At 72.6% G+C, this 20,883-nt stretch carries 21 protein-coding genes and 2 tRNA genes; 5 read left to right on the forward strand and 18 right to left on the reverse strand.

Translation table 11 applies throughout. The features are described from left to right. Window positions 1–118: 118 nt before the first annotated feature. Both ACZ7LY_RS04975 and ACZ7LY_RS04980 read left to right on the forward strand, forming a co-directional pair. Entirely contained in the window at window positions 119–1,108 is a 990-nt protein-coding gene (locus ACZ7LY_RS04975; RefSeq protein WP_471623103.1) for a cytochrome b/b6 domain-containing protein, read from the forward strand. Beyond that, a complete protein-coding gene (locus ACZ7LY_RS04980; RefSeq protein ID WP_471623104.1) occupies window positions 1,105–2,694 on the forward strand; it encodes an NADH-ubiquinone oxidoreductase-F iron-sulfur binding region domain-containing protein in 1,590 nt (529 codons plus the stop codon). The genes ACZ7LY_RS04975 and ACZ7LY_RS04980 overlap by 4 nt, the downstream gene beginning before the upstream one ends. 47 nt (window positions 2,695–2,741) lie before the next feature. Here ACZ7LY_RS04980 and ACZ7LY_RS04985 read toward each other — a convergent pair. Then, a tRNA-Ala gene (locus ACZ7LY_RS04985) sits at window positions 2,742–2,814 on the reverse strand. A 157-nt stretch (window positions 2,815–2,971) separates the two neighbouring features. Between ACZ7LY_RS04985 and ACZ7LY_RS04990 the strand changes: the two genes are divergently transcribed. Then, a complete protein-coding gene (locus ACZ7LY_RS04990; RefSeq protein ID WP_471623105.1) occupies window positions 2,972–4,171 on the forward strand; it encodes a glycosyltransferase 87 family protein in 1,200 nt (399 codons plus the stop codon). Here the strand turns inward: ACZ7LY_RS04990 and ACZ7LY_RS04995 are convergent. The 9 genes from ACZ7LY_RS04995 to ACZ7LY_RS05035 form a co-directional block, all read right to left on the reverse strand. After that, complete coding sequence (locus ACZ7LY_RS04995; RefSeq protein ID WP_016643127.1) at window positions 4,140–4,373, reverse strand: hypothetical protein; 234 nt, start codon at window positions 4,371–4,373, stop codon at window positions 4,140–4,142. The genes ACZ7LY_RS04990 and ACZ7LY_RS04995 overlap by 32 nt on opposite strands. Before the next feature lie 9 nt (window positions 4,374–4,382). Then, the gene (locus ACZ7LY_RS05000) at window positions 4,383–4,613 is read right to left on the reverse strand and encodes a hypothetical protein (RefSeq protein WP_471623106.1); all 231 of its coding nucleotides are present in this window, start codon (window positions 4,611–4,613) and stop codon (window positions 4,383–4,385) included. Window positions 4,614–4,852: 239 nt separating this feature from the next. Next, window positions 4,853–4,925: transfer RNA gene (locus tag ACZ7LY_RS05005), tRNA-Ala, on the reverse strand. Between the two features lie 144 nt (window positions 4,926–5,069). Further along, a complete protein-coding gene (locus ACZ7LY_RS05010) occupies window positions 5,070–5,717 on the reverse strand; it encodes a histidine phosphatase family protein (protein ID WP_471623107.1) in 648 nt (215 codons plus the stop codon). Next, a complete protein-coding gene (rsfS, locus tag ACZ7LY_RS05015; protein ID WP_471623108.1) occupies window positions 5,714–6,172 on the reverse strand; it encodes a ribosome silencing factor in 459 nt (152 codons plus the stop codon). The genes ACZ7LY_RS05010 and rsfS overlap by 4 nt, the downstream gene beginning before the upstream one ends. 162 nt (window positions 6,173–6,334) lie before the next feature. Further along, window positions 6,335–8,071 carry an LCP family protein gene (locus tag ACZ7LY_RS05020; protein WP_471623109.1) on the reverse strand — a complete coding sequence of 579 codons (1,737 nt, stop codon included), beginning with the start codon at window positions 8,069–8,071 and terminating at the stop codon, window positions 6,335–6,337. A 25-nt stretch (window positions 8,072–8,096) separates the two neighbouring features. Continuing rightward, window positions 8,097–8,759 carry a nicotinate-nucleotide adenylyltransferase gene (gene nadD, locus ACZ7LY_RS05025; RefSeq protein ID WP_471623110.1) on the reverse strand — a complete coding sequence of 221 codons (663 nt, stop codon included), beginning with the start codon at window positions 8,757–8,759 and terminating at the stop codon, window positions 8,097–8,099. Between the two features lie 44 nt (window positions 8,760–8,803). Then, window positions 8,804–8,968: a hypothetical protein gene (locus tag ACZ7LY_RS05030; protein WP_361541789.1), complete on the reverse strand. Its 165-nt coding sequence runs from the start codon at window positions 8,966–8,968 to the stop codon at window positions 8,804–8,806. Between the two features lie 158 nt (window positions 8,969–9,126). Beyond that, window positions 9,127–9,282 (reverse strand): hypothetical protein, encoded by a 156-nt coding sequence (locus tag ACZ7LY_RS05035; RefSeq protein WP_471623111.1) that lies wholly within the window; start codon window positions 9,280–9,282, stop codon window positions 9,127–9,129. A 173-nt stretch (window positions 9,283–9,455) separates the two neighbouring features. On the opposite strand from ACZ7LY_RS05035, the gene ACZ7LY_RS05040 reads away from it, so the two are divergent. Next, a complete protein-coding gene (locus ACZ7LY_RS05040; protein ID WP_471623112.1) occupies window positions 9,456–10,568 on the forward strand; it encodes a M48 family metallopeptidase in 1,113 nt (370 codons plus the stop codon). Window positions 10,569–10,593: 25 nt separating this feature from the next. On the opposite strand, the gene ACZ7LY_RS05045 is transcribed toward ACZ7LY_RS05040, so the two are convergent. The 5 genes from ACZ7LY_RS05045 to proB all read right to left on the reverse strand — a co-directional run bounded on the left by ACZ7LY_RS05045 (window position 10,594) and on the right by proB (window position 15,662). Continuing rightward, window positions 10,594–11,679, reverse strand: coding sequence for an SCO2583 family membrane protein (locus ACZ7LY_RS05045; protein ID WP_471623113.1), 1,086 nt, complete (start codon window positions 11,677–11,679; stop codon window positions 10,594–10,596). 78 nt (window positions 11,680–11,757) lie between these two features. After that, the gene (locus ACZ7LY_RS05050; RefSeq protein WP_471623114.1) at window positions 11,758–12,372 is read right to left on the reverse strand and encodes an SCO2584 family spore wall biosynthesis protein; all 615 of its coding nucleotides are present in this window, start codon (window positions 12,370–12,372) and stop codon (window positions 11,758–11,760) included. A gap of 111 nt (window positions 12,373–12,483) precedes the next feature. Further along, window positions 12,484–13,773, reverse strand: coding sequence for a glutamate-5-semialdehyde dehydrogenase (locus ACZ7LY_RS05055; RefSeq protein ID WP_471623115.1), 1,290 nt, complete (start codon window positions 13,771–13,773; stop codon window positions 12,484–12,486). A 97-nt stretch (window positions 13,774–13,870) separates the two neighbouring features. Beyond that, complete coding sequence (locus ACZ7LY_RS05060) at window positions 13,871–14,347, reverse strand: hypothetical protein (RefSeq protein ID WP_471623116.1); 477 nt, start codon at window positions 14,345–14,347, stop codon at window positions 13,871–13,873. A gap of 175 nt (window positions 14,348–14,522) precedes the next feature. After that, entirely contained in the window at window positions 14,523–15,662 is a 1,140-nt protein-coding gene (gene proB / locus ACZ7LY_RS05065; RefSeq protein ID WP_471623117.1) for a glutamate 5-kinase, read from the reverse strand. A gap of 284 nt (window positions 15,663–15,946) precedes the next feature. Between proB and ACZ7LY_RS05070 the strand changes: the two genes are divergently transcribed. Further along, a complete protein-coding gene (locus tag ACZ7LY_RS05070) occupies window positions 15,947–18,022 on the forward strand; it encodes a hypothetical protein (protein WP_471623118.1) in 2,076 nt (691 codons plus the stop codon). A gap of 301 nt (window positions 18,023–18,323) precedes the next feature. Here ACZ7LY_RS05070 and obgE read toward each other — a convergent pair whose 3' ends face one another. From obgE to rplU, 3 genes are all read right to left on the reverse strand, one after another. Next, on the reverse strand, window positions 18,324–19,772 hold the full coding sequence (obgE, locus tag ACZ7LY_RS05075) for a GTPase ObgE (RefSeq protein ID WP_471623119.1): 1,449 nt from the start codon (window positions 19,770–19,772) through the stop codon (window positions 18,324–18,326). A gap of 135 nt (window positions 19,773–19,907) precedes the next feature. Further along, complete coding sequence (gene rpmA / locus ACZ7LY_RS05080; protein ID WP_282515039.1) at window positions 19,908–20,162, reverse strand: 50S ribosomal protein L27; 255 nt, start codon at window positions 20,160–20,162, stop codon at window positions 19,908–19,910. Between the two features lie 14 nt (window positions 20,163–20,176). Beyond that, window positions 20,177–20,497 carry a 50S ribosomal protein L21 gene (rplU, locus tag ACZ7LY_RS05085; RefSeq protein ID WP_471623120.1) on the reverse strand — a complete coding sequence of 107 codons (321 nt, stop codon included), beginning with the start codon at window positions 20,495–20,497 and terminating at the stop codon, window positions 20,177–20,179. Between the last annotated feature and the right edge of the window lie 386 nt (window positions 20,498–20,883).

Raw genomic sequence — 20,883 nt, forward strand, 5'->3', positions numbered from 1 at the left:
CCTGTGCCGAACCCTCGGAGCCGCCCCCATGCACCCTCGCACTCCTCATGCCCTGAACTCCCCGCGCACGCCGCGTAGTTGGCGCCCGCCAGGGCGTGGCCGACGCGCCGTGACGGGGGTGACGAGCGCGGCGGCCCTGGTGTGCGCGCCGGTGGTCGTGGCGGCCGGCGGCGACGCCTTCAGGGCCGCCCTCGACTTCCTCACGGGGGTGCTGTGCCTGGTCTCCCTCACCGCCTCGGTCGGCTGGGGCCTGGTCGCCTCCGACCGCCTCTTCCTCACCTCGCGGCAGCGACTGCTGGCCCAGGGTGTGCACCGGGCCACGGCGGTCGGCTCGCTCGGCTTCCTCGTGCTGCACGTCAGCGTGAAACTGGCGCTCGCGCACGTGAGCCCGGCGGCGGCCCTGGTGCCGTTCGGCGGGGGCGTGCGGGGCGCGGACGGCCTGATCGGGCTCGGGGTGCTCGCGGGGCTGCTCATGGTCGCCACGGGCGTCACGGGCGCGCTGCGCAGCTCCATGGCCTCCCCCGCCCGCCTCGCGGCCCGCTGGCGCGCCACGCACATGCTGGCCCACCCCGCGTGGTGCCTGGCCCTCCTGCACGGCCTGTACGCGGGCCGCCAGCCCAAGGCGTACGTGGTCGTCCTGTACGGGCTGTGCCTGGCGGCCGTCGCCGGGGCGATCGCCCTGCGGGCCGCGCCGCCGCCGGTCAAGCGCACGGTCGCCGCCCGCCTCCTCGCCGCGCTCGACCGCCCCCGCGTCCCGGCCCCGGCGCCGCCACCCCCGCCGAACGCCCCGGCCACTGCCCCGGCCACCGCACCGGCACGCGCGCGTACCCGCCCCGCCCACGGCTTCGCCGCCGCCTACCGAGCCGTGTCCGCCCACCGAAACCCCGCACGCCAGAGCCCCGCACGCCAGAGCCCCGCCGGCCAAGAGACAGCCCACCGCCACCCCGCCCCGTTGAACACCGCACCCCCCGCTCCCGTACCCCCTCCGGTGAACACCGTGACGCCCGCGTACGAGCACCCCGCCCCCGACGCGCCACCGCCCGCGCCCTTCCACCCGCCCGCCTCGGGAGAGCCGTGGCCCGCCGCACCGCACGGAGGCGCCGAGTGAGCGGCGCGCTGCCGGACGTCCCGGAGGTGCGCGTGGTGGGGCTTCCGCAGCTCACCGCCGGCTTCGACCTGGTCGAGCGGCTCGACCTGTCCCTGCATCTGAAGGTGCACGGCCCGCTGGAACCGGTGCCGGGCGAGCGGCTGGCCCGGCTGGCGCAGGCGGTGGCGCTGCGCGGCAGGGGCGGCGCGGGTTTCCCGTTCGCCGAGAAGCTGCGGGCGGTCGCCGAGTCCGCGATCCGGCGCGGGGTGCGTCCCGTCGTCGTGGTCAACGGCAGCGAGGACGAACCGGCGTGCCGCAAGGACACCGTCCTGCTCAACCGCGCCCCGCACCTCGTCCTGGACGGCGCGCTGCTGGCCGCCGAGGCGCTGGGCGCGCGGACGCTGGTGGTGGGCGTGACGCGGGACTCCACGGAGGCGTCCATGCGGGCGGCGCTCGCCGAGCGGGGGCTGACCAACCGCCGTAACGCGTCTCTACGCGCGCGTGTGCAGCGCAATCCGGTGCGGATGGTGACCGGGGAGTCCTCCGCCCTGATCCGCTCGGCGGACGGCGGTCCGCCCCTGCCGCCGGGCCGCAAGGTCCGCGCCTCCGAGGCCGGGGTGGGCGGAGCGCCGACGCTCTTGTCGAACGCGGAGACGTTCGCGCAGCTCGCCGTCGCCGCCCGCCTCGGTCCCGACCGCTACTGCCGCACGGGCCTGCACGACGAGCCCGGCACGCTTCTGCTGACCCTGTCGGGCGCGGTGGCCCGCCCCATGGTCCTCGAAGTGCCCTCGGGGGTGCCGCTGCGGTACGTGCTCCAGCTCGCCGGCGCTCCGCCGCTGCCACAGGGCGTGCTGACGGGCGGCTATCACGGGCGGTGGCTCGACGCGACGACCGCGCACGACGCGATCGTGTCCCGGGCTTCCCTGGCGGCGGCCGGGGGCGCGCTGGGTGCCGGGGCGGTCCTGCCGCTCGGGCCGGAGAGCTGCCCGCTCGGCGAGGCGCTGCGGGTGGCGCGCTGGCTGGCGGCGGAGAGCGCGGGCCAGTGCGGTCCCTGCTATCTGGGGCTGCCGGCGGCGGCGCGGGGCCTGGAGGACGTGCTCGCGGGCGGCGGCCCGGCGTCCCTGGAGGCGCTGCGGGAGGTGACGCGCGCGGTGAAGGGGCGCGGGGCGTGCAAGCATCCGGACGGTTCGGCGGCGTTCGTGGAGTCGACGCTGGCCGCCTTCGCGGACGACCTGGCCGCGCATGTCCTCGGGGCGGGCTGCGGGCGGCCGGTGCTCGGGGTGCTGCCGCTGCACGCGCGGGCGCCGCAGGGCGCGGCGCCGGGGGACACGGCACCGGGTGGCCGGGTGCTCGCCGTGGACTGGACGCTGTGCCGGGGGCACGGGCTGTGCGCGGACATCGTGCCGGAGCTGCTGCGGCTCGGCCCGGACGGCTTCCCCACGGTGGCGCGGGCGCCGGTCCCGCGCGCCTCGGAGGCGAACGCGCTGCGGGCCGTACGGCGCTGCCCCGCACTGGCGCTGCGCGTGGAGGAGGACCCGGCGACCCGGCCCCGTACGCCACCGCCGCCCGCGCTGCCCCCGGGCCGCACCAGCCGGACGCGACGCTGACGCAAGAAAGCGGGCCATCCTCATCGGATGGCCCGCTTCAAGTGCTGTGGAGCTAAGGAGAATTGAACTCCTGACCTCTTGCATGCCATGCAAGCGCTCTACCAACTGAGCTATAGCCCCTTGCGGTGTGCTGCCCGGGTCCTTCAGGTCTTCCCTGTCGGTTTCCCCGGCGGCGACGCCAACATTACACGGTCCCCCCGGTGCATCACCAAATCGTTTCCCGTCTGCCCCGTTCTGTTGGGAAAAGATCCGTAAACGCCCACTAGCGTGGTGCCCCGTGACCGTGCTCGCCCTCTCCCGTACCCAGCGGCGCGCGCCGGCAGCCCTCGGCGTCTGCGTGCTCTCCTTCGCCGCCTTCTGGATCGCCCAGCGCGCCGCCCACGTCTCGATGCTGGACCTGCTCGTCTACCGCGCCGAGGGCGCCACCGTCCGCGCGGGCGGCGACCTTTACGCGCTGCGCGCGACGTACGCGCGCCTGCCGACGACGTACCCGCCGTTCGCCGCGCTGCTGTTCACGCCGCTGACGGTCGTGGACGTGGCGACGATGAAGGCGGCGGCGACCCTGCTGAACCTGGCGCTGCTCGTCGCGTTCGCGTATCTGTCGCTGCGGCTCGTGCGCCGCCACGCGCGCGTGGAGCACGCCTTGTGGGTGGCGGCGGGCGCGGTGTGGTGCGAGCCGGTGTGGACCACCCTGCGCTACGGGCAGGTCAATCTGCTGCTCGCGGTCCTCGTCCTGTGGGATCTGACGCGCCGCCCCGGTCACCGTTTCGCGGGCGCGGGCATCGGGATCGCGGCGGCGATCAAGCTGACGCCCGCGCTGTTCGTGCTGTTCCTCCTGGCGACCGGTGTCACGCTCGCCGTCCGGGGCGGCGACGGGCGGCCCTGGCTGCGCCGCGCGCGCGTGGCGGGGTGCGCGTTCGTCGCCGCGACCGCGCTGGCGGCGGTGGTGCTGCCCCGGGACTCGCGCGCGTTCTGGACGCGCATGGTGTTCGAGGCGAACCGGGTCGGGCACGCCGAGGAGACCGGGAACCAGTCGCTGCGCGGCCTGTTGGCCCGCCTCCTCGGCACCGGGGACCCGGGCCCGTGGTGGACGGCCACGGCGGCGCTGACGGCGGCGCTCGGGATCACGCTCGCCGTCGCGGCGGCGGTGCGCGGGCGCACGGCGCTCGCGGTGGTGACGTGCGCGGTGACCGCGCTGCTCGTCAGCCCGGTCTCCTGGTCTCATCACTGGGTGTGGTGCCTGCCGTTGGCGCTGCTCGTGTGGGAGTCGGGACGCCGGCCGGCGGCTGTCGCGCTGGCGGTGCTGTTCTGCTCGTACGCGCTGTGGTGGGTGCCGCACGGCGGGACCCGGCCCGAACTGCGCCAGAACGCGGCCGAGTTCGCCCTGTCGGCCGTCTACGTGGCGGCGGGCTGCGCGTTCCTCGCGGGGGTGGCGGCGATGGCGGTCAGGCGGTGGCGAACGAGTAGAAGCGCTTGAGCGTGCAGTGCTCGTCGAGCAGACGGCCGTAGATGGGCTCGCCCTCCAACTCCCGGTACGTCTCGATCGGATCGCCTTTTATGATCAGCGCCCGCGCGCACTCCTCGCACCAGTACTGATAGTCGGGGTTGACCGGTTCCATGTCGCGCACGATGGGCGTACCGCTGCCGCACCAGTCGCACTTCCTCCTGTGTGCACCCATGTGATCCGCTCAGCTCCAGCTGTGGCCGCAGGCCGTGCACACGTAGGAGACCCCGCCGTTGTCGCCGAGCATCTGGGCGACGTGGGAGGACCCGCAGGTCGGACAGGCGAGCAGGACGGGGGTGGGCGCGGCGGGGCCGCGAGCCGGTGCCGGGACGGTTCTGCGGGCGGCGGGGGGCTCGGCGGGTATCACTGCCAGGCCGAGGCGGCGGCCGGCCACCTCGTTGATGCTCAAGGGCATCGCGCACTCCCTCCCGTCGGGCCGCCTTCGTCGCTCGGACGCAGCCCTCTTCCGGCCGTCCGATTCTGCCACGGCCGGGGCGGCACGGAAGGCGACGGATGCGTACCGGTCCGGATACGCAGGGTCGCGCGCCCCCGGTCGAAGCGGCGAAGGGGCGCCTCGCTCCCCCGGCGTCCGTGGGCGCATCCGCGTACAACGAAAAATCCCGCCCCTGACGGGACGGGATCTTCCGATTCCTGTGGAGCTAAGGAGAATTGAACTCCTGACCTCTTGCATGCCATGCAAGCGCTCTACCAACTGAGCTATAGCCCCTTGCGGTGGTCCTTCCCTCCGGGTTTCTCCCCGGCGGGCCGAACAAGAAGAACTTTAGCCTGCGACCTGCCAGAAAGTGAAATCCGGTCCCCGAGGGCCTCGGGGACCGGTCACCGGCCGGGCCGCCGTCGCTGTAAGTCGTCGTCAGTCGTCGTCGCCGAGGACCGGCTCGGGCAGCGTGCCCGCGTTGTGCTCCAGCAGGCGCCAGCCGCGCGCGCCCTCCCCGAGCACGGACCAGCAGCAGTTCGACAGGCCGCCGAGCCCCTCCCAGTGGTGGGACTCCAGGCCGAGCAGCCGGCCGATGGTGGTGCGGATGGTGCCGCCGTGGCTGACGACGACGAGGAGCCCGCCGTCGGGCAGCTTGTCGGCGTGCCGCAGCACGAGCGGCGCGGCCCGGTCGGCGACCTCGGTCTCCAGCTCGCCGCCGCCGCGGCGGACCGGCTCGCCGCGCTTCCACGCGGCGTACTGCTCGCCGTAGCGGGCGATGATCTCCTCGTGCGTGAGGCCCTGCCAGTCACCGGCGTACGTCTCGCGCAGCGCCGGGTCGTGCTCGACGTCGAGGCCGGTCAGCGCGGCCAGCTCGGCGGCCGTCGCGGCGGCCCGCTTGAGGTCGGAGGCGACGATGGCGTCCGGCTTCAGGGAGGCGAGCAGCCGGGCGGCCCGCTTGGCCTGGGCGACGCCCGTGTCGGTCAGTTCGATGTCCGTGGAGCCCTGGAAGCGGCGCTCCAGGTTCCACGAGGTCTGACCGTGCCGCCACAGGATGACGCGGCGCCCGCGTGCGGCTGTGCTCAAAGAACCTCACCGCCGAGGTCCCGGATGTCCTCGGCCTCCGCCGCCGCCTCCTCGCGCTGGGCGTGCTCGGCACCCTTGCCGCGGGTCGCCTTGGCGTCCTCGGGCAGGTCCAGCTCGGGGCAGTCCTTCCACAGCCGCTCCAGCGCGTAGAAGACGCGCTCCTCGCTGTGCTGGACGTGGACGACGATGTCGACGTAGTCGAGGAGGATCCAGCGGGCGTCGCGGTCGCCCTCGCGGCGCACGGGCTTGGCGCCCAGCTCCTTGTTCAGACGCTCCTCGATCTCGTCGACGATCGACTTGACCTGGCGGTCGTTGGGCGCGGAGGCCAGCAGGAAGGCGTCCGTGATGGACAGCACGTCGCTGACGTCGTAGGCGATGATGTCGTGCGCGAGCTTGTCGGCGGCCGCCTGCGCGGCGGTGGTGATCAGCTCGATGGAACGGTCGGTGGCGGTCACTACAAGGCTTTCCGTCGGCGGGCAGAATCCCCGGGGGCATCCCCGGCGGGGGTACCTCAAGGGTCTCACGGACCGTCGCCGCTCCCCACGGGATTGCCCGCGAGCCCCGGGCGCCCCACGCGCGCGGGGCTCTGCCCGGGGCCGGCCGGCTCTCGCGGGCGGCTACTGCGGGCGGTAGTCCTGCCCGATGACCACGCTGACGTCCGCGTTGCCCACGGCCGCGCCCTTGCCGACCGCGGAGTCCGGCAGGCCGAGCGTCTTGGCGACCTCCACGGCGTCCTTCTTGTGGGCCGCGTCGGCGTACGTGACGCGGGAGGTGGCCGCCGTGCCGCCGGTGCCGCCGCTGACGTAGGTGTAGCCGCCGTTGACGAGGGCGATACGGGCCTTGTCCGTACGGGACTTGTCGCCGCTGGCGTTCTTGATCGAGACGCGCGGGGCGTCGCCCTCGGCCGGTGCCTTGACCGTGCCGCCGAGCACGTCCTTGACCACGGAGTCCGCCGCCGCCTGCGAGAGGGCGCCGCCGCGTCCGACGGGCAGCAGGGCGGTCTTGTAGTCGCCCTCCTTGGCACGGTCGGCGAGCTTGGCGAGGAACGCGCCGAGGTCCTTCTCGGTGAGCGACGGATCGAGGATCTGGGACAGCGTCTGCACGGTCGTCGTCGCGGCCTGCGGGTCCGAGGACAGTTTGCGCAGGACTCCCTGCATGACCTTGCCGAACCGCAGGAGCTGCGCGGTCTCGGCCTCGCCCTTGGCCCGGTAGGTGGCGTACGCGACGGCCGCCTGCCCGCTGAGGGTCTGGTCCTGGCCCTTGTGGACGAGGGTGGCGCCCTTCTTGCCGGGGTCGGGCACGTCGGTGTCGGTGTCGACCTCGATGTTGCCGACGAGTTCGACGAGGTTGTTGAGGTAGGGGGTGTCCAGCCGCCAGGTCCCCTCGACGTCGGTGCCGAGGAGCGTGTCGAGGGCGTCGCCGGTGCCCGAAGAGCCGTCGTCGTGGACGGACTTGGCGAGCGTGGTGGTGGTGCCGTCCTCGTTCTGCAGGGCGAGGGAGTTGGGCAGCAGGACGGTGGTGGCCTGCTTGGTGGTCGTGTTGTTGACCAGCAGGACCGTGGAGGTGCCGCCGCCCTTGGTGTTGTGCAGGTGGACGACGATCACGTCCCGGTTCTGCGGGCCGGCCGCCGCGGCGCCGCCGGCCGCGCCGCCGTCCTTCCCCATGAAGGGCAGCGCGCCCTGCGACCAGAGCCAGCCGACGCCGCCGGCCACGCACAGGGCGAGGACGACGCCGAGGGCGACGATCCGGTTGCGTCCGCGCCGCTTGGCCTCCTCGCGCCGCTCGCTGCGCGACTCGGTGAACTTCAGCCAGTCGATGACGTCTTCGGAGTTGTCGTCCGGCTCCTCCACGAAGGAGAACTGCTCGGTGCGGTAGTCCCGGTCCTCCCGCTGCGGCTGCGCCTGCGCCTCCGGCTCCTCGGGCGGCGCGGCCTGCTGCGGGATGTACGCGGTGGACTGGGCGGCCTCCTGCGCGCGCGGCGCCTGCTGATACCCGCCGTAGGGGTCGTACGCGGACTGCGGCTGCGGGGCGGACGGCTGCTGAGGCTGCTGCTGCTGGTGGGGCTGGTGCTGGGGCTGCTGATACGTCTGAGGCTGCTGCGGCGGCTGTTGTTGCGGCTGCTGCTGCGGATACGGGTGTGACTGCTGTTGCTGTGGGTACTGGTGAGATTCCTGCGGCGGGTAAGGCTGCTGCTGCCCGCCCGCGTACGGGTCGTAGCCGTATCCGTACCCGGAGTGCTGCTCGTACGACGGCGCCTGCTGGGCCTGCCGGTAGACCGGCCGGCCGAACTCGTCATAGCCGACCAGCTCGTACGCGTCGTCGTGCTGGTCGTAACCGTCGTATCGGTCGTTCACCGATGCCCCTCTCGGCGGTGCGGGATCAGTCGCCTCGGTACAGCTCGCGCTTGTCGATGTAGCGCACCACACCGTCCGGCACCATGTACCAGATGGGGTCACCCTTGGCGACCCGGTCACGGCAGTCCGTGGACGAGATGGCGAGCGCCGGGACCTCGACGAGCGAGACGCCACCTTCGGGCAGGCCGGGGTCGGCGAGCGTGTGGCCGGGCCGGGTGACGCCGATGAAGTGTGCCAGGGAGAACAGCTCGTCCGTGTAACGCCAGGTGAGGATCTGGCCCAGGGCGTCGGCGCCGGTGATGAAGAAGAGGTCCGTGTCCGGATTGAGCGCACGCAGATCGCGCAGCGTGTCCGTGGTGTACGTGGGACCGCCGCGGTCGATGTCGATGCGGCTGACGGAGAACTGCGGGTTCTCGGCGGTCGCGATGACCGTCATCAGATAGCGGTCCTCGGCCGGCGAGACCCGCTTGTCGCTCTTCTGCCAGGGCTGCCCGGTCGGCACGAAGACCACCTCGTCGAGGTGGAACTGCGCGGCGACCTCGCTGGCCGCCACGAGGTGCCCGTGGTGGATCGGGTCGAACGTTCCGCCCATCACGCCGAGGCGTCGCTTGGCCGGTGAGGCCCACTCACGGTCCGGGCCGCCGGCCGGGCTGTCGACCGGGCCGGTAGGCATGTCCTGCGCTTCCATGCGAGCAGAGCCTACTGGCCCGATCCGGGTGGTCCCCGCCGGGATCAGCGGTCGCGGTTGAAGCGCGTGGTGATCCAGAGCAGCAGAAGCAGGATGACGAACGCGGCACCGCCCGTCATGAGGGGGCTGATGCTCTCGTGGTTGCCGCCGTGCTCGCCGCCCTCGGAGGCGAGAGTGGCCAGCTGGGCAGCGGTCGCGTGGAGGCTCATCGTCAGCAGGACCTATCCGGTGTGGGATCGGGATGAAGATTTCTGACCCATCGTAAGCGGGGCCCCTCGCGGCGCTCACGCCGACTCTGCCGTACGGGCCCCCGGGTCTCGCGCGCGGACCCGGCGGGTCCGGCGCCGAAGCAACCTGGACGGGGTGTTCAGTCGTCCTTGGATTCGTCGCGCTTGTACCCGCGCAACAGGAACCACGCGAGGAAGACCGCCCCGAGGACGCCCACGATCAACACGATGCGCAAGAGATTGCCGGGGCCGCCGCCGGAGGCCACGGCGGAGATGAGGTGATCGGCAGGGTCCATGACGGTTCGCTCCTTCGGTGTGCTGCCCCGTCACGGTAACTCCGCATACTGTGGGACCCGCCTCGGGGGCACGCCCGTACGACTTTCCGGCGCGCGCCGCGACACGCGCGCCGCACGATCTCGACTCGCCTCGGCATGCCGTCGACCGGCATGCCACAGACATGGGGGGCCGTATGCCCGACGTACCGCACGAGCAGCACGAACACGTTCCCAGCAGGCAGCGCCGGCGCTTTCCCGGCATCTCCTCCCGGGCCTACGAGCACCCGGCGGACCGCTCGGCGCTGGTCGCGCTGCGCAAGCTGACCGGGTTCGACACGGTCTTCAAGGCACTCAGCGGCCTGCTGCCCGAGCGCAGCCTGCGCCTGCTGTTCCTGTCGGACTCGGTACGGGTCTCCGACGATCAGTTCGCCCACCTCAACGGCATGTTGCGGGACGCCTGCTACATCCTGGACCTGGAGAAGGTCCCGCCGATGTACGTGAACCAGGACCCGCAGCCGAACGCGATGTGCATCGGCCTGGACGAGCCGATCATCGTCGTGACCACCGGGCTCGTCGAACTGCTCGACGAGGAGGAGATGCGGGCGGTCGTCGGCCACGAGGTGGGGCACGCGCTGTCGGGCCACTCGGTGTACCGGACGATCCTGCTGTTCCTGACGAGCCTCGCGCTGCGCGTGGCGTGGATCCCGCTGGGCAACCTGGCGATCATGGCGATCGTCACGGCGCTGCGCGAGTGGTTCCGCAAGTCGGAGCTGTCGGCGGACCGCGCGGGGCTCCTGGTCGGCCAGGACCTCCAGGCGTCGATGCGCGGCCTGATGAAGATCGCGGGCGGCAACCACCTGCACGAGATGAACGTGGACGCGTTCCTCAAGCAGGCCGAGGAGTACGAGGCCGGGGGCGACCTGCGTGACTCCGTACTGAAGATCCTCAACGTGATGCCGCGCTCGCACCCGTTCACGACCGTGCGGGCCGCCGAGCTGAAGAAGTGGTCGCAGACGCGCGACTACCAGCGGCTCATGGATGGGCACTACCCGCGCCGCACCGAGGACAAGGACACCTCGGTCACGGACTCGCTGCGGGAGTCGGCCGCGCACTACACCGACCACGTCAAGAGCTCGAAGGACCCGCTGATGAAGCTGGTCAGCGACATCGCGGGCGGCGCGGGCGACCTCGGCGGCCGGGTCCGCCGCGGCTTCGGCGGCTTCGCCTCGGGCGCGGGCGGCAACGGCTCGAACGGCGAGCGCGGCGGGGAGAACGGCGGCGGGCACAGCACCGCCGACGACTCCTGACGCCTTTCCTTCGGCTCAGGCCCGCTCAGGGGGACGGTTCGGCGCGGGGCGCGAGCGCGCCGCACAGCGCGGTCGCGCTGCCCGGCGCGTACGGGTCGGTGCCCGCCGGGCCGTCCCCCTTGACGCGCTGCCCGGCGAGCAGCGGGCGCATCCCGGACGCGGAGTCGGCGGAGCAGGCGAGCGGTCCCGCCTGGACGTAGGAGACGAGCAGTTCGGCCCGGTGGCTGCGGAGGTCCTCGCGGTCGAAACGGAAGTGCAGTTCGCGCCGGACGGTGAACAGGGACGCCTTCGCGTCATCGGGGGCGCCGGCGGGCCGCAGCGCGTAGACGAACGTGTGGTCCGAGGCGACTTCGAGGGTGTCCGTGTCGGTCTCGGCGACGCGCAGCGTGCCCCGGACGCGGACGCGCGGGTCGGCCAGTTCGGTGCGGGCCGGGTCGAAGCGGGTCAGCCAGCCGGTGACGGCGTGCCGCCCGTCGGCCCGGGGCCGCTCGAAGCTCTGGTCGAACTGGTCGAGTTGGCGCGGGTCCACGAGCGTACGCACCGGCCGCACGGCCCCGCGCGTGAGGACCGCCGGGTCGAGCGAGGAGTCGACGAGGTAGTCCTTGGCGGTGGTGAGCGCGCTGACCACCTGCCCGTCGGAGAAGTGCGGGGTGCGGCGGATCTCGTCCGGCAGCGGTATGCCGTCGGCGGCGACCTCGAAGCCGGCGGCGGGGCTGTGCGCGTACAGCGCGGAGACCGAGGACGCGCCGGGCACCTTGCCCGCGGGGGCGAGCGGGATGACGGTCATCCGCAGCGGTTCGGCGTGCCGGGCGACGGGACCCGCGCGGTACGGGCCGCGCACGCCCATGTAGATCGCGGTGCCGAAGGCGATCACGATGAGGACGGCGAGGACGACGGCCTGCCGGGTCAGGCCCCTGCGCAGCGCGGGGGTGCGGCGCACGGCGGGCGCGTGGTCGGTGATGCGCTCGCGGGCGGAGAACTCCTGGAGCCGGGCAGCCCGGACGAACGACTCGTCGAACACGACGGATCGGTACTCGTCCTCGCTGCTCGCGCCACCGCCGGAACCGCCGCCTTCCGGTGTCCCCTCCGGTGGGTCTCCTCGCCCGCCCATACCTTCAGGGTAGGTCTCGGCGCTCGCCGGTAAACGCCCTGGTGCGCCTCGGCTTCCCGCGGGGGCTTCCGGGGCCGCTCAGGGCGTGCGCGGCACCGCGGAGACAGCGGGGCGGGGGACGCCGGGCGAGGCGGAGGCGGGCGCCCGTACGGGGACGGAGGCGGGGCCCGGGAGGTTCTTCTCCAGTTCGGTGGTGGCCGGGGGCGGTACGCGGTCCTGGCGGCCCGAGGAGGCGCCCCGGTAGACGGCGGTGAAGGCGAGGGCGACCATGCCGACGCCCATGAGCAGGGCGAGCGCCCAGGCGACGGGTCTGCGCCAGCGGACGAGGCCGGGGTGGGTGCCCGCGCGGCCCTCGCGCTCCAGCTGCTCCTCGTAGAGGTCGTCGACGTCGTCGAAGGTGCCGTCGTAGGCGCCGGGGCCGTGGGCGCCGGGGTGCTCGCCGTCCTCGTAGTAGTCGTCGTCGGCGCCGCGCCGGATGCGGGCCCTGCGGGCTTCGGCCTCCTGCGCCTCGGCGCGGGCCTGCGCCGCGGCGAGCAGGCGCTCGACCGCGGTGGGCTCATGGACCTCGGCGGCCTGCACGAAGTCCTCGTCGAAGACCACGGCGGCCAGTTCCTCGTCCCAGCCCCCGCGGTCGTGGTCGTCGTCGGGCTCCCGGCCGTCCGAGAACGGCGTGCCCCCCACGTCCTCCGGCACGCCTCCAGAGTAGACCTGGGGGGTCGTTCTGGGCAGGGAGTGCGGGAATTCGCCCGCACGTCTTCGGCCCGTCCTCGGCGCGTCCTCCGGGCGCCGTGACCCGCTTCGCGGCTACCGGGTGTGGCCGTCGCCGGTGACGATGTACTTGGTGCTGGTCAGCTCGGGAAGCCCCATCGGGCCGCGCGCGTGCAGCTTCTGGGTGGAGATGCCGATCTCGGCGCCGAAGCCGAACTCGCCGCCGTCGGTGAACCGCGTCGAGGCGTTCACGGCGACCGTGGTGGAGTCGACCAGCCGGGTGAAACGGCGGGCGGCGGCCTGCGAGGTGGTGACGATCGCCTCGGTGTGGCCGGAGGACCAGAGCCGGATGTGCTCGACGGCCTTGTCGAGGTCGTCCACGACGGCGGCGGCGATGTCGTAGGAGAGGTACTCGGTCTCCCAGTCCTCGGCGGTGGCCTCGACCACGGTCGCCTTGGAGCGTTCCGCGTACGCCATGATCCGCGGGTCGGCGTGGACGGTGACGCCGGCGTCGGCGAGCGCGTCGAGGGCGCGCGGCACGAAGGCGTCGGCGATGTCCTGGTGCACGAGCAGCGTCTCGGCCGCGTTGCACACGGAGACGCGGTGGGCCTTGGAGTTGACGAGGATGTCGACGGCCATGTCGAGGTCGGTGTCGGCGTCCACGTAGACATGGCAGTTTCCGGTGCCGGTCTCGATGACGGGGACGGTGGAGTTCTCGACGACGTTCTTGATGAGGGCGGCGCCGCCGCGCGGGATGAGGACGTCGACCAGGCCCCGGGCGCGCATCAGCTCGGTCACCGAGTCGCGGGACTCGCCGGGCACGAGCTGGATGGCGTCGGCGGGCAGCCCGGCGCCGCCGACCGCGTCGCGCAGGACGCGCACGAGCGCGGTGTTGGAGGCGTACGCGGAGGAGCTGCCGCGCAGCAGGACCGCGTTGCCGGACTTGAGGCAGAGGGCGGCGGCGTCGACGGTGACGTTGGGCCGGGCCTCGTAGATGATGCCGACGACGCCGAGGGGGACGCGGATCTGGCGCAGGTCGATGCCGTTGGGCAGGGTGTTGCCGCGGACGACGGTGCCGACCGGGTCGGGCAGGGCGATGACGTCGCGTACGTCACGGGCGATGGCGCGGACCCGCTCGGGGGTGAGGGTGAGCCGGTCGACGATGGCCTCGGAGGTGCCGGCCTCGCGGGCGCGGGCGATGTCCTCGGCGTTGGCCTCGACGATCTCGGCGCTGCGGACCTCCAGCGCGTCGGCGATGGCGGCGAGGGCGTCGTCCTTGTCGGCGCGCGGCAGGGCGGCGAGGTCGTCCGCGGCGGACCGGGCGCGGTAGGCGGCCCGGGCCACGGGGGTCATCGAGTCGTACGGGTTCAGCGGCAGCGACGTCATGACCGGCAGCGTAACGGGGCGGGCGCGGGCGTCCATCCCGTGTCCCGGGGGGTGAGACATGGCCGAAAAGCGGCCGGTGAGCGGGGTGCGGGGCTGCTCAGAAGGGGTGCACGCCGACGGGAGTGGCGGGCAGCGGTCCGAAGCCCTCCGCGATGCGCTGGTGGTAGGTCTGGCGGTCGATGACCTCGAGGCCGACGATCTCCCAGGGCGGCAGCCGGGAGGTCTGGCGGTGCTCGCCCCACAGACGCAGCGCGACGGCGGCGGCGTCGTGCAGGTCGCGGGCTTCCTCCCAGTACCGGATCTCGGCGTGGTCGACGGCGTAGCGGCTGGTCAGCAGGAAGGGGTGGTCGTGGGCGAGCTGTTCGAGGCCGCGCCTGACCTCGGCGATCGGGGTCTCGGCGCCGGAGACGCTGAGCGTGATGTGCCACAGGCGGGGGCCCGCCTCGGCCTGCGGGGCTTCCGCCTCGCCCGCGTGTTCCTCCTCGTAGGCGGCGCCCGCGGCCACGCTGGTCAGTGCCCGCTGTGCCGACCCGCGCGACCCCTTGGCCGCGGCCCCCGGGCGCGTTCGTCTCACGACGGCCTCCTCATGCGCGATGGTCGTACGGAGAAACTTCCCCTGATGGTGAATTCCCTGCATCAGCAGTTGAGCAGGACACGAGCCGCCGTGGGGCGGTTTTGGGGAAGCTTCCCCTCGGGTGACAGGCTTTCGGCCGTTCCGACAGGCGGTTTCGAAGGCGGAACGGGGTCTTTCACGCCCGCAGGAGGACCAGATCGTCCCTGTGTACGACTTCCCGCTCGTAGGCGGGCCCGAGGTCGCGGGCCAGATCGCGGGTGGAGCGGCCGATGAGCCGGGGGATCTCCTTCGCGTCGAAGTTGACCAGGCCCCGGGCGACCGCGCGCCCGCCCTCGTCGCGCAGCTCGACCGGGTCGCCGGCGCTGAACTCGCCCTCGACGGCCGCGATCCCCGCCGGCAGCAGCGACTTGCGCCCCTCGACGACCGCGCGGACGGCGCCCTCGTCCAGGGTGATCGCGCCCTGCGGGGTGGAGGCGTGCTGGAGCCAGAGCAGGCGGTCGGCGCTGCGGCGGCCGGTGCGGTGGAAGTACGTACCGGTGTCGCGGCCCGCGAGGGCGTCGGCGGCGTGCGTCGCGGAGGTGAGGACGACGGGGATGCCGGCCGCGGCGGCGATGGAGGCGGCCTCGACCTTGGTGACCATGCCGCCGGTGCCGACGCCCGCCTTGCCGGCCGAGCCGATCCTGACGTGCGCGATGTCGGCGGGGCCGCGGACCTCGGCGACGCGGGAGGTGCCGGGGGTGGCGGGGTTGCCGTCGTAGAGGCCGTCGACGTCGGAGAGCAGGACGAGCAGGTCGGCGTGGACGAGGTGGGCGACGAGCGCGGCGAGCCGGTCGTTGTCGCCGAAGCGGATCTCGTCGGTGGCGACCGTGTCGTTCTCGTTGACGACCGGGAAGGCGCCCATGGCCAGGAGCTGGTCCAGGGTGCGGGACGCGTTGCGGTGGTGGGCGCGGCGGGCCATGTCGTCGCTGGTGAGCAGGACCTGGCCGACGCGGACGCCGTAGCGGGCGAAGGACGCGGTGTAGCGGGCGACGAGCAGGCCCTGGCCGACGCTGGCGGCGGCCTGCTGGCGGGCGAGGTCCTTGGGGCGGCGGGTCAGGCCGAGCGGCGCGAGTCCGGCGGCGATGGCGCCGGAGGAGACGAGGACGATCTCCCGCCCCTCCCCCGCGCTCCCGGCGCCCCGGTGTTTGGCCAGCACGTCCACGAGGGCGTCGACGCGGTCCGCGTCCAGACCCCCCGCGGCCGTGGTGAGCGACGACGATCCGACCTTGACCACGATCCGGCGCGCGTCCATGACGCCTTGCCTTGCCCTCGACATGGCCCGCAATTTACGTGACATGGCCACCGGAACGCGCGCGGGTTTCACGAGGCGGACATTTCCCGTCCGGCGCGAAGCCGGGGGCGTCCGCGAGGCAACCGAGAGGCCGATTCCACCCTCCGAGTTCCACCCCTTATATCCCCTTAAGCGGTGATTGTCATCACGGAAGATTGCTACGGGACCTCTCGAAGTCATACGGTCAGTGGTCAGCCTTTTCACCGAGGCGGCCACCCCCCAGAGGATTTTCCCCCCCACCCACCGACCCCCTGCCAGGAGCCCAGCCCGTGCCCTCCGCCGGACTTGCCCCGCGCCGTGTCGTGCAGCTCGCAGCGCTGTTCACGATGTTCGCGCTCTATGTGGCCCAGCTCGTCAGCGCGCTCGTCCCGTACGTCCCGGTGTTCATCGCCGCGAGCCTGGCCGGCCTCGCCCTCGACACGTACCTCCAGTTCCGTCACCCGGGCCTGCTCTCGCTCCTGGGCAAGGTCCGCTTCGACGTCACCGTGCGGCAGCTGCTGCGCGACATGCTGATCCTGGTCGGCCTGCTGCGCATCGACGGCATCGACCCCCTCGGCGAGCAGGCGCCCCTGCTGATCGCGCTGCTCTCCGTCTACGTCTGCCACTTCGTCTGCCAGGCCGCCGCTGTCCTCGTACGCCGCAGCCGTACGCTGCCGATCGTCACCCGCAACATCGACGCGTCCGCGCTGCGCCTGTCCCCCGCCCCGCCGCGCATCCTCTCCCGCCGGGCCAGCCACCGCCTGCTGTCCTTCTCCTTCCCCGCCACGATCGGCCTCGTCGTCACGGCCGCGACGACGAACGCCCTGTGGGGCGGCATCGGCCTCGGTGTCTCCGTCGCGCTGCTCGCCGCCGGCGCCGTCTACCTCGGCACCTGGCTCACGCCGAAGAAGCGCGCCCTGGACGACCAGCGCGTCATGGAGTGGCTCGACAAGTGGCTCGCCGCGTACAAGCCGACCGTCGCCATGTACTTCTCGGGCGGTACGACCTCCGCGTACCAGGCCAACATGTGGCTCTCCACGCTCGCCGAGGTCGACGGCAAGCCGCTGATCGTGCTGCGTGAGCGCTTCATGGTGAACAAGATCGACGCGACGGACGTGCCGATCATCTGCTTCCCGAAGGTCGCCACGATGTTCTCCCTGGAGAACTCGACGCTGAAGATGATGCTGCACCCGGCGAACGCGGCGAAGACCTCCCAGGTGCTGCGCATCCCCACGATCAAGCACGCCTTCATCAACCACGGCGAGTCCGACAAGCTCAGCTCCTGCAACCCGTACGCGAAGGCGTACGACGAGGTCTGGGTCGCGGGGCCCGCCGCGCGCGACCGCTACCAGCTCGCCGACGTCGGCGTCGAGGACAAGGACGTCGTCGAGGTGGGCCGCCCCCAGCTCTCCCCGATCCAGGTCGCCTCGGGCCCGGCGACCGGCGCGTACACGACCGTCCTGTACGCCCCCACCTGGGAGGGCTGGGACGGCAACCCGGGCAACACGTCGGTGGTCCTCGCCGGCGAGAACATCGTGCGCCACCTCCTCGCCGACGAGAAGGTGCGCCTGATCTACAAGCCGCACCCGATGACCGGCTCGCAGGTGCCCGCCGCGGGCGAGGCCAACAAGCGGATCATGGAGATGATCCGCGAGGCCAACACGCGGCGCTCCGGCGCCCGCCCCGGCGCCGAGGCCGCCGCCGAGCTGGCCCGCGCCACCGCCGCGCTCGACCGGCTGACCTCCACGTCCTTCCGTACGAGCGCCGACGAGATGGAGCGGATGCTGCTCCAGGGCGCGCCCGCCGGGGGCCGCGCGGAGGCCGTCGCCGAGGCGACCGCCGCGTGGGAGCGGGCCTACTGGGCCTCCTTCCCGGAGTGGGAGCACCTCATCGTCACCGAGGCGCGGCCCGGGATCTTCGCCTGCTTCAACCAGGCGGACGTGCTGATCTCCGACGTCTCCTCCGTCGTCTCCGACTGGCTCGCCAGCGAGAAGCCGTACGCCGTCGCCAACACCTCGGGGCTGACCGAGGGGGAGTTCCGCTCCGGGTTCCCGACCGTGAGCGCGGCGACGATCCTGACGCCGGACGCGAAGGGCGTGCCCGGGCTTCTGGCGGCCGTTCGCGGCGACGACGAGGATGTGTACGCCCAGGCCCGTCTGGACCTCAAGGGGCACCTCCTCGGGCCCTCCGAGCCGCCGTCCATCGTGCGGTTCAACGGGGCGGTGCGGGCGTTGTGCGACAAGGCGGATGAGCGGCGCGTGCGGATGGCTTCGCGGAGCGACTCGGAGATTCCGCCTCAGCGGGCCGACTCCGTCGAGGAGCAGGTCGCCGAGGTCGAGGCGGCCGAACCCGAAGTAACGGCGTAATCCCAGCCGGGGGTTCGTTGCCACCTGCGGGCCGGTGGGGGCTGGTCGCGCAGTTCCCCGCGCCCCTGGAGGGGCGACTGCGTCGCCACCTCCCCCTGGGGAGTTGGGGCGAAGCCCCGCTCCTCAGGGGCGCGGGGAACTGCGCGACCAGCCACGACGCGAGTCGAGGATCCCCACCGGCAGAACCACCCACCTGCCTAGGGGGCCAGGACGAAGAACCCACCCGCTGGGGCTGGGCCCCCGACGCAAGCCGAAGCCCCCTCTGGTGTGGAGCTACCAGAGGGGGCTTCGGCGTAGGGCGTCAGAAGGGGTTGAAGCCCTCATACTCCTGCTGCGCCTCATCCCGCTCAGCCTGCCGCTCCCGCCGCCGCGTAACGGCAGGCCGAGGCGCCTCGAACCGGTGATCCTCACCCCGGCGCCCAAGCATCTCCGCCCCGGCCATCACCGTAGGCTCCCAGTCGAAGACGACCGCGTTCTCCTCGGGCCCGATGGCCACACCGTCACCACTGCGCGCGCCGGCCTTCATCAGCTCGTCCTCCACCCCGAGGCGGCTGAGCCGATCCGCGAGGTAGCCGACGGCCTCGTCGTTGTTGAAGTCGGTCTGCCGCACCCACCGCTCCGGCTTCTCACCGCGCACCCGGTACAGCGGCTCACCCGCGATCTCCTCACGCGTGACGGTGAACCCGGCGTCGTCCACGGCGGCCGGCCGGATGACGACACGCGTCGCCTCTTCCTTCGGCTTCGCCGCACGCGCCCCGGCGACCAGCTCGGCCAGCGCGAAGGACAGCTCCTTGAGCCCCTTGTGGGCGACGGCGGACACCTCGAAGACGCGGTAGCCGCGGGCCTCCAGGTCGGGCCGGACCATCTCGGCGAGATCCTGGCCGTCGGGCACGTCGATCTTGTTGAGGACGACGAGCCGCGGCCGGTTCTCCAGGCCCGCGCCGTACTCGCGCAGCTCCGCCTCGATGACGTCGAGGTCGGAGACGGGGTCGCGGTCGGACTCCAGGGTCGCCGTGTCCAGGACGTGGACGAGGACCGAGCAGCGCTCGACGTGGCGCAGGAACTCCAGGCCGAGGCCCTTGCCCTGGCTCGCGCCGGGGATGAGACCGGGCACGTCGGCGATGGTGTAGACGGTCGAGCCCGCCGTGACCACGCCGAGGTTCGGGACCAGCGTCGTGAACGGGTAGTCGGCGATCTTCGGCTTGGCCGCGCTGAGCACCGAGATCAGCGAGGACTTGCCGGCGCTCGGGTAGCCGACGAGCGCGACGTCCGCGACCGTCTTCAGCTCCAGCACGACGTCCCGCGTGTCACCGGGCACGCCGAGCAGCGCGAAGCCGGGGGCCTTGCGGCGAGCCGAGGCCAGCGCCGCGTTGCCGAGGCCGCCGCGGCCGCCCTGGGCGGCGACGAACGTGGTGCCCTGGCCGACGAGGTCCGCCAGCACGTTGCCCTGCTTGTCGAGGACGACCGTGCCGTCCGGGACGGGCAGCACGAGGTCCTGGCCGTCCTTGCCGGAGCGGTTGTCGCCCGCGCCGGGCGCGCCGTTGGTCGCCTTGCGGTGCGGCGAGTGGTGGTAGTCGAGGAGCGTCGTGACGTCCTGGTCGACGACCAGGATCACATCGCCGCCACGGCCGCCGTTGCCGCCGTCCGGGCCGCCGAGCGGCTTGAACTTCTCACGGTGGACGGAGGCACAGCCGTGGCCTCCGCTACCCGCGGCGACATGCAGTTCGACGCGGTCCACGAAGGTGGTCATGGTGGGGGCCTCCTGGGGGTTCCCCCGGCCGGGGCCGGGAGAGGTACGAAAAATGTCTCTACTGCACTGCAACACGCGAAAGGCGGACCCGCTTCCCGGCACGGGAAGTGAGGTCCGCCTCGCACAGAGTCCGGGTCAGGCGACCGGGACGATGTTCACGACCTTGCGGCCACGGTGGGTACCGAACTCGACCGAACCGGCGTCGAGCGCGAACAGCGTGTCGTCCTTGCCACGGCCGACGCCGTTGCCCGGGTGGAAGTGGGTGCCGCGCTGGCGGACCAGGATCTCACCGGCGTTGACGACCTGACCGCCGAAGCGCTTCACGCCGAGCCGCTGAGCGTTGGAATCGCGCCCGTTCCGGGTGGACGATGCGCCCTTCTTGTGTGCCATGTCTCCTCAGTCCCTTACTTCGCAGCCGTGGGGATCTCAGTGACCTTGATCGCCGTGTACTGCTGGCGGTGGCCCTGACGACGGCGGTAGCCGGTCTTGTTCTTGTAGCGAAGGATGTCGATCTTCGCGCCCTTGTGATGGTCCACGACCTCGGCCTGGACCTTGATGCCGGCCAGCACCCACGGGTCGCTGGTCACAGCCTCGCCGTCGACAACGAGCAGGGTCGAGAGCTCGACCGTGTCGCCAACCTTGGCAGTGGAAATCTTGTCAACCTCAACGATGTCGCCGACAGCAACCTTGTGCTGGCGACCACCGCTGCGCACGATGGCGTACACGCGGATCTCTCTCTCGCTCGGAACGGAACCCCCGCAGTCCAGCCGCGCGAAACGGCCTCTCCTGGGTCGCGTACGGACAGGTCGCGTCCGCGGGTCCCGGAGGAAGAAGGTTTACGGGAGTGAGGCGCGCCTATGGACACGCCGACGCTCAAGGTTACGGGTCGCCCCTCAGAAGGGTCAAACCGGCCCCCTGACCTGGGTAGGTGGGTGGCTCCGGCCGCTGGATTTCCTCGACTCTCGTCGTGGCTGGTCGCGCAGTTCCCCGCGCCCCTGGAGGGGCGCGGGGAACTGCGCGGCCGGCCCGCCACCCGGCGAAAGGTGAACGACGACCCCAGGGGGCAGCCCGCAGACCGGTCCGCCCCGGCCATCAGGGTGCCGGCTCCCCA

Source organism: Streptomyces sp. NPDC107550, assembly GCF_055639095.1.

Bases quoted from the DNA above. Each gene is read 5' to 3' on its own strand.
- ACZ7LY_RS05040 (WP_471623112.1), top strand. From the start codon at position 9,456: ATGCCCGACGTACCGCACGAGCAGCACGAACACGTTCCCAGCAGGCAG.
- obgE (WP_471623119.1), bottom strand. From the start codon at position 19,772: ATGACCACCTTCGTGGACCGCGTCGAACTGCATGTCGCCGCGGGTAGC.
- ACZ7LY_RS04995 (WP_016643127.1), bottom strand. From the start codon at position 4,373: ATGGGTGCACACAGGAGGAAGTGCGACTGGTGCGGCAGCGGTACGCCC.
- proB (WP_471623117.1), bottom strand. From the start codon at position 15,662: ATGTCGAGGGCAAGGCAAGGCGTCATGGACGCGCGCCGGATCGTGGTC.
- ACZ7LY_RS05055 (WP_471623115.1), bottom strand. From the start codon at position 13,773: ATGACGTCGCTGCCGCTGAACCCGTACGACTCGATGACCCCCGTGGCC.
- ACZ7LY_RS05035 (WP_471623111.1), bottom strand. From the start codon at position 9,282: ATGGACCCTGCCGATCACCTCATCTCCGCCGTGGCCTCCGGCGGCGGC.
- nadD (WP_471623110.1), bottom strand. From the start codon at position 8,759: ATGGAAGCGCAGGACATGCCTACCGGCCCGGTCGACAGCCCGGCCGGC.
- ACZ7LY_RS05045 (WP_471623113.1), bottom strand. From the start codon at position 11,679: ATGGGCGGGCGAGGAGACCCACCGGAGGGGACACCGGAAGGCGGCGGT.
- ACZ7LY_RS05000 (WP_471623106.1), bottom strand. From the start codon at position 4,613: ATGCCCTTGAGCATCAACGAGGTGGCCGGCCGCCGCCTCGGCCTGGCA.
- ACZ7LY_RS05030 (WP_361541789.1), bottom strand. From the start codon at position 8,968: ATGAGCCTCCACGCGACCGCTGCCCAGCTGGCCACTCTCGCCTCCGAG.
- rpmA (WP_282515039.1), bottom strand. From the start codon at position 20,162: ATGGCACACAAGAAGGGCGCATCGTCCACCCGGAACGGGCGCGATTCC.